The sequence below is a fragment of the Parabacteroides sp. TM07-1AC genome (assembly GCF_003480915.1).
In the GTDB taxonomy this organism is placed as follows: domain Bacteria; phylum Bacteroidota; class Bacteroidia; order Bacteroidales; family Tannerellaceae; genus Parabacteroides; species Parabacteroides chongii.
In genome coordinates, this window is the sequence record NZ_QUKD01000001.1 from 681,819 (window position 1) to 697,586 (window position 15,768).

Sequence of the window (15,768 nt, forward strand, 5' to 3'; positions counted from 1 at the left end):
AATACTTAATATTGATTGTTAGTCTAAAATATTTCTTGGGAAACAATCTTCTTTCTATATTCTTGTGGCGTTACTCCTTTTAATTTTTTAAAAATCCGATTGAAATGTGGAACATCATTAAATCCTACTGCAAAACAGATTTCCGATACCTGTTTTTTTGTGTGTCTTAGAAGTTCACAAGCTGTATTCAAACGATACTGGGTAACATATTGTGAAAATGTCATTCCTTTGCATCGTTTGAAGTAGGAGCAAAACGCAGAACGGTTCATTCCCACTTCGGCAGAAATATCATCTAAAGAGATGGCATGAATATAATGAGCCATCACATAGCTACAAATTTGCTGCATACGTCTCACATCTCGCTCTAGATTTACAGGTCTACCTGCAAAAATATGGTCGGACGAAGTAAATATGACAGGTAGTAAACGGAACATTTCACACAATCGCCCCAAGTCGTCCATATCGTTCATTTGCAATAATATCTTGCGAATGATACGAGAGCTTTCTAATCCAAATTTTAATGCATTAACAGGAAATGCAAGACCTGCTAAGCGGTTCCGCAATTCAGGAAATATCTCCATGCACCTCATAACAAGAGAGTGGCTGAAAGCAACCATTAGATAATGAATACACCCGTCACTGTCTGCCGATAAAGGTGTATATTCCCAATAATGATGCATAGATGGCGGTATCAATACCACATCACCTGTCGAAAAAGATTGTAACGTATCACCTGCCATCCGGGTTCCATATCCATGTAACACATAATATAACTCCCATGCATCGTGCTGATGCAATTTGGCTTCTATATGAGTATCAATTCGTTGGTCTATAAAAAAGAATGAATGATTTTCTACTTCGGGTAGTTCATAAGGCATAATCATTTCTTCCATAATTGTATATAAAATGGTTTAATACAAATATACAACAATTATACGAAACAATACCACAAATATGCAACAAGAAAGAGGCATAACTTTGCTACCGAAAACAACAAGTATAATTATTAAAATGTATTGTTATGGATTTCTATCAAGTATTAGAGAAAAGAAGAACTATCCGCGACTTTTCCGATAAGGAAGTAACGGACGAAGTATTGGAAAAAGTATTATCGGCAGCTTTTAAAGCCCCTACAAACGACCACTTACGACAATTTGAGTTCATTGTCGTGAGAGGGCAGAAAAATATTACCCAACTTATATCACCAGTGGCAGAAAACACCAAAAACATTCAACAGGTTGGACTAGAAGCTGCCGCAAACGCAATGGACAAAGACGGATATGACATGTTTGTCGATGCGTTACCAAAACAACAGCGTATGCTAATCCAAAGTAATTGTCTTATTCTGCCGTTTTTTAGACAAAAGGACTATCCCTTATGTAAACCAGCAGACCAAAGTTCTTTAAACTATTTTGCCTCGGCTTGGGCGGCTGTAGAAAACATATTGCTAGCTGCAACCGCAGAAGGACTGTCGTGTGCTTTCCGTATTCCCATCGGTAATGAACCAGAGCATGTGAAACATCTCGTTAATGCTCCCCATGGATATGAGTTCACCTGTTTTCTCGCCATCGGTTATGCGGCTGAGGATGCACATATATGTAAGCAGAAAGATATTCGAGTAAAAGAGAGAATTCACAAAAACATCTGGTAGGTCGTAAAAATGAAAGGACACAGATTGATATTGATAACCAGTATTTTATGTAGGTATCAGCATGTCTATATTCAGTTATCTACCAAGGGATAAAAAAGAAAAAGCTCTGTAATATTAAATTACAGAGCTTTATATCTTTTGCTTCTTTCGAAAGCGGTCCGGACGGGACTCGAACCCGCGACCCCATGCGTGACAGGCATGTATTCTAACCAACTGAACTACCGAACCAATGTTTTCATATCGCATCTCTCTCGATTGCGGTGCAAAGGTAGATAATATTTTTAATTACACAACAGTTTCATACAAATATTTCACATCGGATCGATTATTTTTTTACTTTTGTCCCCCATATAAACTATAACAGACATGAAGAATACTCCAGTAGATTATCAGACTGCCAGACGAATAATAGATGGCTACGGATTACCGGATTTCGGGAAAGCTACAATCCGTGAAGTTGTTGCCATATCCACACAATTGGAACAGGAAACAAAAACCGAGTTCATACATATGGAAATGGGTGTTCCCGGACTGAAAGCAGCGCAAGTCGGTGTCGATGCGGAAATAAACGCACTAAAGAGCGGTATCGCCTCCATCTATCCGAATATCAACGGTACGCCGGAAGTAAAAGCAGAAGCATCCAGATTCATCAAGGCTTTTATCAATATAGATATAGCACCGGAATGCTGTGTTCCGGTAACCGGTTCCATGCAAGGAACATTTGCCTCTTTCCTTACCAGCGGACAATGCACGGAAGGAAAAGACACCATCCTCTTCATCGATCCCGGATTTCCGGTTCAAAAACAACAGATCGTCGTGATGGGATATAAATACGAATCATTCGACGTCTATGAATATCGCGGAGAGAAACTGCGTGCCATCCTGGAAGAACACCTTTCAAAAGGCAATATCGCAGCCATGATCTATTCGAACCCGAACAACCCTGCCTGGTTCTGCCTGACAGACGAAGAACTGAAGATCATCGGAGAGATGGCAAACAAATATGATACGATCGTGATCGAAGATCTCGCCTACTTCGCTATGGATTTCCGCAAAGAACTCGGCAAACCTTTCGAAGCTCCTTATCAGGCAAGCGTTGCACATTATACGGATAATTACATCTTACAGATCTCCGGTTCGAAAGCATTCAGCTATGCCGGACAACGTATCGGTGTAACTGCTATCTCCAACAAACTTTATCACCGTGCCTATCCGGGACTGACGAAGCGTTATGGCGGCGGCACTTTCGGAACTGTTTACATCCATCGTGTACTGTACGCCCTGTCATCAGGAACCAGCCATTCAGCGCAGGTAGCATTGGCTGCCATGTTCAAAGCAGCCTCCGACGGCCAGTTCGATTTTATCTCGGAAGTAAAGGAATACGGACGCCGTGCCGAAAGACTGAAAAAGATCTTTACAGACTACGGCTTCACGATCGTTTACGATCATGACCTGGACGAACCGATTGCCGACGGCTTCTATTTCACGATCGCTTATCCCGGAATGACCGGCGGAGAGTTGATGGAAGAACTGATCTATTACGGAGTAAGTGCTATATCTTTAAGCACGACCGGCAGCAACCAGGAAGGTCTGCGCGCCTGCACTTCGTTCATCAAACCGCACCAATATGACCTTCTGGAAGAGCGTTTGAAGCTATTCAAAGAAAATCATACCCTATAATTAACACAAACCCGGCATTTATTTTACACTTATTAACCCAAATGCCGGGTTTTTCGTTTGCTTCTTAACATCAAAAGCCATATATTGTCGCTGTGTATTAACAGTTAAGCGATCTTATCATGGCATCATACAAAAATATCTTCAAAATAACGCATAATAATCTCCTGCCTGCACAAGGTAGCATACTCATATCAGAACCTTTTCTGCAAGATGCCTATTTCCAACGCTCCGTTGTTCTGCTCGTAGAACACACAGATGACGGATCAATGGGATTAGTCTTAAACAAGAAAACGGATCTGGTAGTCAATACATTTTTTCCGGAACTGGAGAAGTTCCCGGAGATACCGATTTACTTGGGAGGCCCTGTAAGTGCCAATCGCCTGTTCTTCATTCACTCACTGGGTGATCTGATTATCCCCGATTCCCTGAAGATAAAAGACCATCTCTATTTTGACGGTGATTTCGAAGCGTTAAAACGTTATATCCAGAATGGTCATTCGATCGATGGGAAAGTAAAATTCTTCCTCGGTTATTCAGGCTGGACAGAAGGTCAGTTGGGTAATGAGATCAACCATAACTCATGGGTAGTAAGCCACGCATCGAAAGAAAATGTGTTGCTGGCCGACGGAGAGGATTTTTGGAAAGATTCATTGGGAGAGCTTGGCAGCAATTATGAAGCATGGACAAAATATCCCAAGGATCCGTATCTTAACTAATTATCTTTCAGTCCGTACCTTTTGCATTACCAAAACGTCGGAATATCCTTTTTCCGTCAGGACCCAATCTTTCATTATTCCGGAAAGAACAAACCCGCAACGGGTAAATAAGGCCTTACTGGCTTCATTCTCTATCGGGATATGAACAAATAACTGGTGCAATTTCAGAAACATAAAAGCATATTCCATCAATACATGCATCGCTTCTGATGCAAATCCGTTCCCCTGATAAAGCGGATCGACCAGAATACCGATGCCTGCACGCCGGTGATGGGGCTCGAAGTCATACAAGTCGACCGTGCCGATAGCTGCTCCCGTCGAACGCAACTCGATCATCAGACGCAATTGCCTGGTATCGAAAATATCCCGGTGTGACTCCCGGATATACTCTTTCAATATATAACGGGAATATGGGGACATAGTGTTACCCAACTCCCATAGGTCAGGATTATTCTCCCAACGATATAAAAGTTCCAGATCTTCCGGCTCCAGTGCACGAAGCCGGATTATTTCATTTTCCAGTAGTGCCATATTACTTCCCCGGTGATATTAATTGTCCGCTCTCTGTACTATAAATATGATAGGTTACTTTTTCGTCAACCAGCTTATCCATAAACAAAAGCATTTGTTCAAAGCGGGCATCCGGATAACAAAAGGCATAGTCCGTGAACTCTTTCATCTGATTACGGCGGCAAATGGCATCCATCACACGCTCTTCACTCAAGTTCCATAGATTAATATGCTCCAGTTCAGGCATACGCTTGGCACAAGCCGCTTTCATTGCTTCGAAATGCTCTTCCCGGCAAATCACCAGCAGACGGCGGTGTTTGTTATTCGACTTTGTCCGAACTCCCAACATCCGTGACAAAGCAGCCAGAGATGCACGCAACAGGATAGCCATCTTGATAAAAAATCCCATCAGCCAGCCGGACTGCGGATAATACTTTTTGAAAAAGATCAGCATAGCCCCGTAAAATGCCTTCACATATTTCATGTCGCCATGCTTGGTACTTTCTCCCTTATAATGAAGGATACGTTCGGGAATATAGTAATTCTTATATTCACCCAATACCAGACGGTACGATAGATCAATATCTTCACCGTACATAAAAAACGCTTCATCCAATAAGCCGACCTTATCCAAGGCCTCATGACGGAGCAACATGAAAGCACCAGCCAATACATCGACTTTATGCTGTTTCTCCTTATCGAGATAAGCCAGGCTATACCTGGAGAATATACGCGATTTAGGAAACAATTTCGACAAACCGAATATCTTGCAGAACGAAACCCAGGGAGAAGGAAAACTTCGTTTACTTTCCGGAAGGAAAACGCCATGCCCATCCAACATCTTCACACCGATACCACCGGAGTTCGGATTCTCATCCATAAAGAAACAAAGGGTCCGCAAGCTCTCCTCTCCTATCACCGTATCAGGATTCAGCAACAAAACATATTCTCCTTTACACTGGCGGATGGCCTGGTTATTCGCTTTTGCAAATCCCGGATTATCTTTATTCTCTATAAACAGGACTTCCGGAAATTTAGGACGCAAATAATCGATGGAGCCGTCAGTCGAATTATTGTCAACCACAAAAACCTCTGCATCCAGTCCGGCTATGGCAGCACGAACCGAAAGCAGACACTGCTCCAGAAAATACTTTACATTGTAGTTTACAATAATAATGGATATCTTGGTTTCGTACATAAAGAGTCTGATTAAATTTTTATCGAATCATTAAAGCTAGTCCGGTTCACGATGGAACGACCGAGAGTTATTTCGTCAGCATATTCAATCTCGTCACCAATAGACACCCCACGGGCAATCACCGTAATTTTCACTTCATAAGGAGATAACTTGCGATATATGAAAAAGTTCGTCGTATCGCCCTCCATCGTTGTACTAAGTGCCAGCACGATCTCCCTCACTTCGTCATTCGCCACCCGCTGCACCAGACTATCTATCTGCAGGTCGCCAGGTCCTATGCCGTCCATCGGGGAAATAATTCCTCCGAGCACATGGTAAACGCCACGGAACTGCCCGGTATTCTCGATAGCCATCACCTCCTTAATATTCTCGACTACGCAAACGGTAGAATGGTCGCGCTGCGGATCGGCACAAATCGAACACATGTCGTCATCACAAATATTGTGGCACACCTTACAATATTTCACTTCTTTCCGCAAAGCCAGCAAAGCCGAAACAAAGTTTTCCGTATAACCTTCATCCCGGCGAAGCATATACAAAGCCAACCGGAGAGCCGTTTTTCTTCCTACTCCCGGTAGCGAAGCCAGCTCGTTCACAGCATTCTCCAATAAAACGGACGGATATTTCTGAGTCATTGATTACCTTTCTTTGACCACAAAGATAATTAATTCCGCACAAACAACTCTATCCGTAATAAATAACGAATCGTTTTTATTAAAAATACCAAACCAATCAAAAACTTCATATTTTTGACACATCCATACAGCCCTTATAAAATCATATCTGTGAAACAATGTTAGCACACAGAATATTTTCTACTAGAAAATTGTTTTATTAAAAAATAGAATATAAGTTTGCAGTATCATTGCAAGTAGAAATATTTATCAGTAGAAAACAAATAAGTAAACGCATGGCAAAGTTATTTTTCAAGAGACATTGGCTTACACTGCTAGGGATAGCACTCGGCGCCGCAGGGGGATTTCTATACTGGAATTTTATTGGTTGCACAACAGGAACCTGCCCTATCACATCTTCTCCTATCAACAGTTCAGTTTGGGGAGCAATTATAGGAGGTTTATTGCTCAGCTCTTTTCAAAAAGAAAATAAAATATCAACCGATAAAGATCAATGATATGGAAGCACTATACAAGAAACAGGCATATTCACTGTTCGGTATGTTTACACTGGCACTACGCCTTGTAGTCGGCTGGACTTATTTTTCTGCTTTTTGGAGAAGATTAGTACTTGAAAATAAACTTATCCCGGATACGGCAGGTTATATAGGAGAGAAATTCAACCATTTCCTCCCTAACGCATTCGGAATAAAACCGGTGATAGAATATCTCGTTTCAAATCCGGATCAACTTTGGTGGGCGATGGTCGTTTTCACGATCATTGAAGGAATTGTAGGTCTGTTTTTTATGCTCGGCTTCTTTACACGGTTGATGAGTATCGGAGTGTTGAGCCTTGCAACCGGTATATTATTAGGTTCGGGATGGCTGGGAACCACTTGCGTGGATGAGTGGCAAATTGGGATATTAGGTGTCGCAGCAGGCTTTACCCTATTCCTGTCCGGTGGAGGTAAATATTCTCTGGACAACATAGTCATTCCCCGGATTCCACTACTAAATAAGTATGCCTGGACAACCTGGTTGACATCCGGCCCGCTTCCACTCGATGAGAAGTCATCGGGAAGACTTTCGGTAGCCGGTGCAACAGCCATATTGTTTCTCTCCCTCCTGACCAATCAGGTATTCCATAATGGAGTATGGGGAAAGCTACATAATAAGTCGGTCAAGCCGAAGATAGAAATAAACGATGCCAATCTGGGCAAAGAAAAGTTGTCATTCACCGTCTATCGTGTAGAAGGTGTGGATGTATACGGATCCTTCCTGATCGGCGTTACTTTGAAAGATGCAAATGGCAATATCATCCTCGACAGAAACGGAGAGGAATTATCTGAATTTCCGGAAACAGATATCCGGAATATGTATATAGCGAAAGTGGCTCCTGGTAAGCATAGCCTTGTCATCCCTTTGGGAAGCAAAGCGGAGCTGACAATAAAAGATGAAACACTCGCCAATCTGCCCAAAGGTGACTACGAGTTGACATTGACAGATATCAGCGGCATTACCTGGAAACAGAAACTGAAAAATTAATTATTAACATCAATTCAAATCCAAATGAACAGTAAAAAAATCTTCACATTATTAGTATTAGTCGTAGGTTTCATGACTTTATCCTCCTGTAAAGGACAAGCCAAAAACGCTGTCGATGAAACAGAAAGCAGCCAGGAAACAACAGCCAATACACCTGTCCATATCACAAAGGCTGATTTTCTGAAAAAGATATACAATTACGAAGCCAGCCCCAACGAATGGAAATATCTGGGAGATAAACCCGCCATCATCGACTTTTATGCAGACTGGTGTGGCCCCTGTAAAATGATCGCTCCTTCTCTGGAACAACTAGCCAAAGAATATGCCGGAAAGATCGATATATACAAAGTAGATGTCGACAAGGAAACTGAACTGGCACAGGTTTTCGGAATACAAGGTATCCCGGCATTGCTGTACATCCCCATGACAGGGAAACCCCAGATGCTTCAAGGAGCATTGCCTAAAGATCAATTAAAAGAAAAGATTGAAACTATTTTACTGAAAAAGTAAAAGTATTCTATCCATAACTAAAAAAGAGGTATCCCAATAAAGGGACCAGACGCAGACGACGCAGGATTACTCCGCGTTCGTCTGCATCCGGTAAAGAAGCTAATAACTCACCACCACCCTCAACATCGCAATATGATACCTCTCATTTCCAGTTCGTATAAAATGGAAAACCACTTTCTCCTCGCTCATCTGCAACACTATTACAACCAGCGTGTAAACCGTTTTACGTACCATTGTTTTACGAATTGAGTCAACATACAATATCCAAGTAAAGTTGCAAGCAGCCAGGGGAAATAACTCAGCGGCAGCGGTACAAGCCCGATAGATGCACCTATCCCTGTAAACGGCAGGAGGATACCGATCGCCATGATCGCAAAAGTGGTGAGTAATACCGGCCATGAAGCCCGGCTCTGTATAAACGGTATCTTTCGTGTACGGATCATATGCACGATCAATGTCTGCGAAAGCAGCCCTTCCACAAACCAACCGCTCTGGAACAAAGCCTGATGTTCCGGCGAAGTACACCCGAAAACATACCACATCAACAGATAAGTCGTGATATCGAATATTGAACTGATCGGCCCGATGCAGATCATGAAGCGGCTCAGATCGGAAGCATCCCACTTACGCGGCTTCAGCAAGTATTCACGGTCGACCTTATCGAACGGTATCGTCGTCTGCGAAATATCATACAACAGGTTCTGTACCAGCAAATGAATCGGAAGCATCGGCAGGAAAGGCAGGAAAGCACTTGCCGCCAACACACTGAACATATTACCGAAATTTGAACTCGCCGTCATCTTGATATACTTCATAATATTGCCGAATATCTTACGTCCTTCGAGAACTCCCTGCTCCAGCACCATCAAATCCTTTTCCAGCAAAATGATATCAGCACTCTCCTTAGCAATATCGACCGCCGTATCCACCGAAATCCCGATATCCGACTGACGCAAGGCCGACGCATCGTTGATCCCATCCCCCAGGAAACCGACTGTATTCCCACCCTTTTGCAGTAACGTGATAATACGCGTTTTCTGCATCGGAGTCAGTTTCGAATAAACCGTCGTATGTTGCAGCTCCTTCACCAGTTCCTCATCCGTCATCTTCTCGATCTCCGGTCCCTGCAGCGTATGCGTAATATCTACACCGACCTGACGGCAGACCGCTTTCACCACAGCTTCATTATCACCTGATAACACTTTCACCTCTACACCATGCTCATGCAACTGTCGGATCGCTCCGGCTGCCGACGATTTGGGAGGATCGAGGAAAGCCAGATAACCGATCAGCACCATATCCATTTCATCCTCCACCGAGAAATCCAGCTCCTTTTCTATCCAACTCTTCTGGGCAACTGCCAGCACACGCATGCCGTCACGGTTCATCCGCCCGCTTATTGCCAAAGCAATCTGCTTCAGTTTGTCCGTCATCGGGCATACTTCACCGTTATATTCCACATACGAACAGATCTGCATCATCTCCTCGATCGCCCCTTTGGTGATAATCTGCCGCTTACCGTCGTTATCCTCCACGATCACCGACATGCGGCGACGGGTAAAGTCGAACGGAATCTCGTCCACTTTCCTGTATTTATCACCCAGATGCTCAAAATCCAGTTCCTTCGCATGCGAAAGGATCGCCTTGTCCATCAGGTTCTTTAATCCGGTCTGGAAATAACTGTTGAAATAGGCATGCCGCAACACGCGTAGATCGTCATCCCCATGTACATTGAGATATTTCTCCAACACGATCTTATCGCGTGTCAACGTCCCCGTCTTATCTGTACAAAGAATATTCATCGCCCCGAAACTCTGTATCGCATTCAGATTCTTCACGATCGTCTTGCGGCGCGACATACTAACAGCCCCTTTTGCCAGATTGGAGGTAACGATCATCGGCAACATCTCCGGCGTAAGACCGACAGCAACCGACACGGCAAACAGAAAAGCATCGAACCAATCCCCTTTGCTCAACCCGTTAATCAGGAACACAAACGGAACCATCACCAGCATAAACCGTATCAGTAACAAACTCACCTTATTGATTCCCCGATCAAAACTCGTCTGCGCCCGCACCCCCGTCAGGCTTTTGGCAATCGTCCCCAGATAGGTAGAACGCCCGGTAGCAAACACCACGCCTATCGCCGATCCGCTCACCACATTCGACCCCATGAAGCAGATATCATCCAGCTCGACCACACTGCCTGTCCGGTGCGTCCTGTTCCCCAGTTCCGCCCTTTTCTCTATGGCATCCGACTCGCCCGTCAACGATGACTGGCTGACAAACAAATCCTTAGATTCCACAATACGGATATCGGCAGGCACCATATCTCCGGCAGCCAGGTAAACGATATCCCCCGGCACAAGTTCAGCGATATTCACCTCCTGCCCGTCTTTTGCACCCAGGCGATAGACGGTAGCCGTATTCTTCACCATCCGTTTCAAAGCATCCGAAGCCCTGCCCGATTTCCATTCCTGCACGAAACGAAGCACCGCACTTAGCATCACCATCGCCGTAATAACAATAACGGTCACCCATTCCCTGTCTTCCGGTGCGGCCATCAGCACATCGATCACCAGCGAGACAACCGCCAATGCCATCAATATACCGATAAAAGGATTGATAAAGGTTTTAATAAACATGATCAGCCAACGATCGCGTTTTTCGCGTACGATTTCGTTAGGCCCATGAAAACGTAAACGGTCTGTAACTTCTCCTTCCGTCAGTCCCAGACGCGAAGTGTCGAAATAACTGAACACAGATTTCAGTGGTTGGGTAGCAGCCAGGAACACCCGTTCGCTGTTGAAAGAGATTGCGTTGTTGTTCTTTCTTTTCTTTCTTCTGATCCACATGATAACTCTCTTTTGTGAAGCCCCCTGCTCCCAAAGCAGGAGGTCTCCGGTTTGGTATTCGTTTTATGTCTCTCTTTTTGACAGCACAAAAGTAGAGACACCCGGCCAGACAAGCCGTTAGAGAACTATTAGAAGGGTATTAGAGAACCATTAGAATTTTGCAGTTTACTTCTGCTTTTACTTACTCTGCAAAACAAAAACATTCAGATAGACTTGAAAATCGCCTCAAAAAAGAGCGTTTTTTCAAGTCTACCTGAATATTTTCCACTATATTTGCGTAAAACGTAAATGATTATGGACAAGAGATTAGAGTTATTGGAAAAATACAACTTCTGGAACGGACAATTTCCTGATCTGGGATTAATTCGTAACGAATACATAGATAAGATAGTCACTGCTATGGACAACAAGCTTATAAAAGTATTGGTTGGACAACGAAGAAGTGGCAAAAGCTTTATCATGAGACAACTTATGAATTACCTGGTCACAGAAAAAAAAGTATCTCCCGAACAGCTCTTTTACGTCAATTTTGAGTTTGCACCTTTTGGTTTTATAAAAAATGCAGACGATTTATATGATCTCTATGCTCTCTATAAAACAGAAAAACAACTTACGGGCAAAATATATCTGTTACTGGATGAAATACAAAATGTTTCTGAATGGGAAAAAACTGTAAACTCCTTATCACAAGATTATACGGAAAATTGTGAGATCATCCTAACGGGCTCAAACTCAAAAATGCTTTCCAGCCAATTATCGACCCTGTTATCCGGAAGATATATCGAATTCTCTATCTATCCTTTTCATATAGGTGAGTATGCACTCATCCAGGAAAAAGAGGTAAACAAAGACACTTATATGGATTTCTTAAAATCAGGAGGGTTCCCTGAATTATTCCATCTCAATAATTTTGAAACAAAACGAAACTATGTTTCTTCCATAAAAGACACTGTTTTATTGAGAGATATAATTCAGCGTAACAACATAAAAGATGCCAGATTACTGGAAGATATATTCGGATATCTGGTAAATAACGCCTCAAACCTGATTTCCATAAACAATGTCGTAAACTTCTTCAAGTCCAAAGGGAGAAAGACTAATTACGAGACTGTATCTAATTACATTCTTTATTTGGAAGAAGCCAATTTATTACATCGGGCAGACCGGTATAATATTCGGGGAAAAGAAATTATTTCAGGCACATGCAAATATTATGTAAACGACCTGGCCTTTCATAATTATCTGTATAACGGGTATGGTTACGGTACAGGCTATTTACTGGAGAACCGTATCTATCTGGATTTAAAAATAGCGGGCTATGAAGTATATGTCGGTATAATAAAAGAAAAAGAAGTAGATTTTGTCGCAACCAAAGCTGATAGAATTATTTACCTACAAGCCAGCTATTTACTAAGTGATGAAACCACGATAGAACGTGAATATGCTCCTTTTGACCTGCTTACAGATCACTATGAAAAGTATGTAGTGACATTAGATGAAATCACATTACCTTCAAGGAATGGAATACGACATATTCAGGCATGGGATATATACAACTTTATATAATGTAAAAGAGTATCATATCCTCTTCTTGCCCCTTGTGTATTTTCCTGTTTGATCATTCTTAAATCCAATCAATCATTTTGTAACAACCATTTCCAAGCCGAAACAACATTAATCACATTGAACGGATTTTCACTTTGCTTGATAGCAATCAATGATTTGACAACCTCTTTTCTCATGACCTTTCCTTTATTTTAGGACAAAAAACGGTTTTATTTCCTAAAATAAAGGAAATAAATGAATATGAACCCTTTATATCCGAAACATTACAATCACCACGAAACTCTTTATGCTCTCCAAATTTCACCAAACCTAACTGATTCATTAATAGACTTATCGTTACTAACTTCTTATTGGCATCCTATCCTCACACCAACATCTCAAATATTTATTACCTTTGCCGTCAATTGTGAATCATAAAACGAAACATCATGAGTAAATATCCATTTATGCTGATTATGTGCCTGTTTATTGCACAATCTGCTTTTGCGCAATCATATTCCAAATACTTTCGCCTGGAAAATCAGGATACGGTCAACTTTACCTTTACAGTGAGGAAACCTGATATTAAGGCAATAGACTGTTATCCTCAACAGATTACCCAAATATCGAAAAACGGAAAAAATTACGAAATATCACTCACAACTATCAACCCCTATCTAGATGGAAGCAAACTGGCTAAAATGAAAGAAGCCAAGTATGACAAATCACGGGAATACGACAGGGAGATCGCTAGATTTTTACAATCTACTCCGTTGATAGATGCACAAAACGAACACGTTAGACAAATTGCCGATACACTGTTCAAAGACGAAACGCAGACCTTTGTTATAATAGAGAAAGCCCTTAAATTTGTCTATACCTATCTGTCACCTTCCGATTCCATTGCCAAACAGATCGATGCAGGGATTTGCAGAACCGTAGATGTCAATACAGTTATTCAGACAAGAAAAGGCACTTGTAGCGAATATACCAATCTATTTACCGCATTGATGCGCTATATGAATATACCGACCCGTTTTGCTGTAGGATATTTTTATATTCCCGAATATAAAGCCGAAAGTACCCATGCCTGGCCCGAATGCTATATAGAAGGTGCAGGTTGGTGTTCTGTCGATCCGACTTTTCCTTCATATATCTCCCCTCATTTTGGCATGGTTAGGATGCGTTACGGAATAGATTACGAAGACTGCGACATCAGAACCCTAAATTATGACATCGAGCCGATCGAGTTTACAAAGAAATGACCCATGATAACAGAAGATAAAATAAAGTATTTTGAAAATAGGGAAGATTGGAGAAAGTGGTTGACAGACAACTTTGAAACCAAAAACGAAATTTGGTTCGTCTTCCCTTGTAAGTCGTCAGACAAAAAAAGTATTACATACAATGATGCTGTTGAAGAAGCCCTTTGTTTCGAGTGGATCGACAGTACGATAAAAGCACTTGACAAAGAACATAAAATTCAGCGTTTCACGCCTAGAAACCCTAAAAGCACATACTCGCAAGCCAACAAAGAAAGACTTAAATGGTTATTGGAAAATAAAATGATACACCCTAAATTTGAGGATAAAATAAGAACTATTTTATCTGACCCTTTTATTTTTCCAGATGATATAATTGACAGATTGAAAGAAGATAAAACAGCATGGAAAAACTATCTGCACTTCTCCGACCCATATAAACGTATCCGAATTGCATACATTGAAGCAGCAAGGAAACGGCCTGAAGAATTTGAAAAACGACTAAACAACTTTATCAATAAAACGAAAGAAAATAAAATTATAGCAGGATTTGGGGGAATTGGAAAATACTATTAATCCCAATAATGCTGGCACGAATTTTACTTCCATTTTCTAAATGCTATACCTATATATAACAAGCAAACCACCCCCCCAATCACCAACATCCGCTTGGGATAAGAAAACTCCACAATACTACCTTTCTGAAAAAAATCAGAACCGGCAAAACAGTTCTCATCTACAGAACCAGAACTAACAACCGACTCAACAACTTCCTCCCCCTGTTCCTTAATGGCGACATGAGTAACAGACTGTACCCCATTCAACCGGCAGCTATCGAACACGATATGCTCTATATTGATCACCTTATTGCGGGAAGCCTGATACAAATTTTTTAACAACATACTATCACTATGAATGCTATGCACCTCCTCCCTTATCTCCCGATGTTGTACACTACGCCGCCCGGCACTACAACCGGACAGCAAAACAACCAACAAACCAACCGAAACAAGTAAACTTCTCCTCCACATATCCATACCTATCCCCTTCATTTATTAATGATCACCTGATAACGATTCTCTCCATTTATCCGAAACGACAAGTGCAGGAACTTCTTTCGTTTATAAAGAATCGCCTGATCGAAAGGTAACTTACAATAAAGCAACACATCCAGTAACACCTTCGGATCAGGCACATAACAATCCGCAGCCTCCCCCTTCACATGCTGGCTCGAAGGCACACCGCCCACCAACCTGTTCACCTCCGGACTCCGGTAACCGCTTGTGATCGCAATCGGTTTCCCATAAGCCAGCCGCAACGGCTGTAACAACCGTTTTACCAACTCCTTTATAGCCAGCTTCACCTCAAACGGTGGCTCATTCAGCAATCCGTTCTCTACCGCTACCCTACTATACGTCATTTCTTCCCAGGTAAAATCCCTACTTATCCTCTCTTTCATTTTGTACCGATTTAATTTTATACGAATAATCCACCCCAAACAAAGCTCCGGCAAATGTGCAGGTTTCCCCGAAAGCCACCAGCACACTATTATGAATCTCCCCTTTCGGAGCAATCCAGAAACCGGAGAAAAGAAGAACAATCCCGCTCATTACGAGCAGGATTGCCATTACCAATTGAATAGTCAGTCTTTTTTTCATACGTTCCCCTTTCCTCTTTCAATC

General features: G+C 42.1%; 17 protein-coding genes and 1 tRNA gene. 9 read left to right on the forward strand and 9 right to left on the reverse strand.

Annotation, left to right across the window (positions count from 1 at the left end; genetic code table 11):
* Positions 1–23: 23 nt before the first annotated feature.
* The gene (locus DXD68_RS02920) at positions 24–893 is read right to left on the reverse strand and encodes an AraC family transcriptional regulator (RefSeq protein WP_122360220.1); all 870 of its coding nucleotides are present in this window, start codon (positions 891–893) and stop codon (positions 24–26) included.
* A 128-nt stretch (positions 894–1,021) separates the two neighbouring features.
* On the opposite strand from DXD68_RS02920, the gene DXD68_RS02925 reads away from it, so the two are divergent.
* On the forward strand, positions 1,022–1,651 hold the full coding sequence (locus DXD68_RS02925) for a nitroreductase family protein (RefSeq protein WP_122360221.1): 630 nt from the start codon (positions 1,022–1,024) through the stop codon (positions 1,649–1,651).
* Between the two features lie 154 nt (positions 1,652–1,805).
* Here DXD68_RS02925 and DXD68_RS02930 read toward each other — a convergent pair.
* Positions 1,806–1,879, reverse strand: a tRNA-Asp gene (locus tag DXD68_RS02930).
* 138 nt (positions 1,880–2,017) lie between these two features.
* Here DXD68_RS02930 and DXD68_RS02935 point away from each other — a divergent pair.
* The gene (locus tag DXD68_RS02935; RefSeq protein ID WP_075557744.1) at positions 2,018–3,331 is read left to right on the forward strand and encodes an aminotransferase class I/II-fold pyridoxal phosphate-dependent enzyme; all 1,314 of its coding nucleotides are present in this window, start codon (positions 2,018–2,020) and stop codon (positions 3,329–3,331) included.
* Positions 3,332–3,450: 119 nt separating this feature from the next.
* Positions 3,451–4,047 (forward strand): YqgE/AlgH family protein, encoded by a 597-nt coding sequence (locus DXD68_RS02940; protein ID WP_075557745.1) that lies wholly within the window; start codon positions 3,451–3,453, stop codon positions 4,045–4,047.
* Here the strand turns inward: DXD68_RS02940 and DXD68_RS02945 are convergent, their stop codons facing one another.
* From DXD68_RS02945 to recR, 3 genes are read right to left on the reverse strand one after another with little or no spacing between them, the layout of a single operon-like run.
* The gene (locus DXD68_RS02945; protein ID WP_122360222.1) at positions 4,048–4,578 is read right to left on the reverse strand and encodes a GNAT family N-acetyltransferase; all 531 of its coding nucleotides are present in this window, start codon (positions 4,576–4,578) and stop codon (positions 4,048–4,050) included.
* A gap of 1 nt (position 4,579) precedes the next feature.
* Positions 4,580–5,755: a glycosyltransferase family 2 protein gene (locus tag DXD68_RS02950; protein WP_122360223.1), complete on the reverse strand. Its 1,176-nt coding sequence runs from the start codon at positions 5,753–5,755 to the stop codon at positions 4,580–4,582.
* 11 nt (positions 5,756–5,766) lie between these two features.
* Positions 5,767–6,390, reverse strand: a complete 624-nt coding sequence (recR, locus tag DXD68_RS02955) for a recombination mediator RecR (RefSeq protein WP_122360224.1) — start codon at positions 6,388–6,390, stop codon at positions 5,767–5,769.
* A 275-nt stretch (positions 6,391–6,665) separates the two neighbouring features.
* On the opposite strand from recR, the gene DXD68_RS02960 reads away from it, so the two are divergent.
* Genes DXD68_RS02960 through trxA form a run of 3 tightly spaced genes read left to right on the forward strand, consistent with a single transcriptional unit; the run spans position 6,666 to position 8,424 of the window.
* Positions 6,666–6,887, forward strand: a complete 222-nt coding sequence (locus DXD68_RS02960; RefSeq protein ID WP_075557749.1) for a DUF6132 family protein — start codon at positions 6,666–6,668, stop codon at positions 6,885–6,887.
* A 1-nt stretch (position 6,888) separates the two neighbouring features.
* On the forward strand, positions 6,889–7,914 hold the full coding sequence (locus DXD68_RS02965; RefSeq protein WP_122360225.1) for a TQO small subunit DoxD: 1,026 nt from the start codon (positions 6,889–6,891) through the stop codon (positions 7,912–7,914).
* Between the two features lie 24 nt (positions 7,915–7,938).
* Positions 7,939–8,424, forward strand: coding sequence for a thioredoxin (gene trxA, locus DXD68_RS02970; RefSeq protein ID WP_122360226.1), 486 nt, complete (start codon positions 7,939–7,941; stop codon positions 8,422–8,424).
* 200 nt (positions 8,425–8,624) lie between these two features.
* Here the strand turns inward: trxA and mgtA are convergent, their stop codons facing one another.
* Positions 8,625–11,279, reverse strand: coding sequence for a magnesium-translocating P-type ATPase (gene mgtA / locus DXD68_RS02975; RefSeq protein WP_199715362.1), 2,655 nt, complete (start codon positions 11,277–11,279; stop codon positions 8,625–8,627).
* Between the two features lie 294 nt (positions 11,280–11,573).
* Here mgtA and DXD68_RS02980 point away from each other — a divergent pair, with 294 nt between their 5' ends.
* The 3 genes from DXD68_RS02980 to DXD68_RS02990 all read left to right on the forward strand — a co-directional run bounded on the left by DXD68_RS02980 (position 11,574) and on the right by DXD68_RS02990 (position 14,662).
* Complete coding sequence (locus DXD68_RS02980; protein ID WP_122360227.1) at positions 11,574–12,845, forward strand: ATP-binding protein; 1,272 nt, start codon at positions 11,574–11,576, stop codon at positions 12,843–12,845.
* A gap of 428 nt (positions 12,846–13,273) precedes the next feature.
* On the forward strand, positions 13,274–14,089 hold the full coding sequence (locus DXD68_RS02985) for a transglutaminase-like domain-containing protein (protein ID WP_122360228.1): 816 nt from the start codon (positions 13,274–13,276) through the stop codon (positions 14,087–14,089).
* 3 nt (positions 14,090–14,092) lie between these two features.
* On the forward strand, positions 14,093–14,662 hold the full coding sequence (locus DXD68_RS02990) for a YdeI/OmpD-associated family protein (RefSeq protein WP_122360229.1): 570 nt from the start codon (positions 14,093–14,095) through the stop codon (positions 14,660–14,662).
* Between the two features lie 23 nt (positions 14,663–14,685).
* Here DXD68_RS02990 and DXD68_RS02995 read toward each other — a convergent pair whose 3' ends face one another.
* The 3 genes from DXD68_RS02995 to DXD68_RS03005 are packed head-to-tail and all read right to left on the reverse strand — an operon-like array spanning position 14,686 to position 15,744.
* Positions 14,686–15,138 carry a hypothetical protein gene (locus DXD68_RS02995; RefSeq protein WP_233576973.1) on the reverse strand — a complete coding sequence of 151 codons (453 nt, stop codon included), beginning with the start codon at positions 15,136–15,138 and terminating at the stop codon, positions 14,686–14,688.
* Positions 15,135–15,545, reverse strand: coding sequence for a D-Ala-D-Ala carboxypeptidase family metallohydrolase (locus DXD68_RS03000; RefSeq protein WP_122360230.1), 411 nt, complete (start codon positions 15,543–15,545; stop codon positions 15,135–15,137). Before DXD68_RS03000 ends, DXD68_RS02995 begins: the two co-directional genes overlap by 4 nt.
* Positions 15,526–15,744 (reverse strand): hypothetical protein, encoded by a 219-nt coding sequence (locus DXD68_RS03005; protein ID WP_007659354.1) that lies wholly within the window; start codon positions 15,742–15,744, stop codon positions 15,526–15,528. Before DXD68_RS03005 ends, DXD68_RS03000 begins: the two co-directional genes overlap by 20 nt.
* Positions 15,745–15,768: the final 24 nt, after the last annotated feature.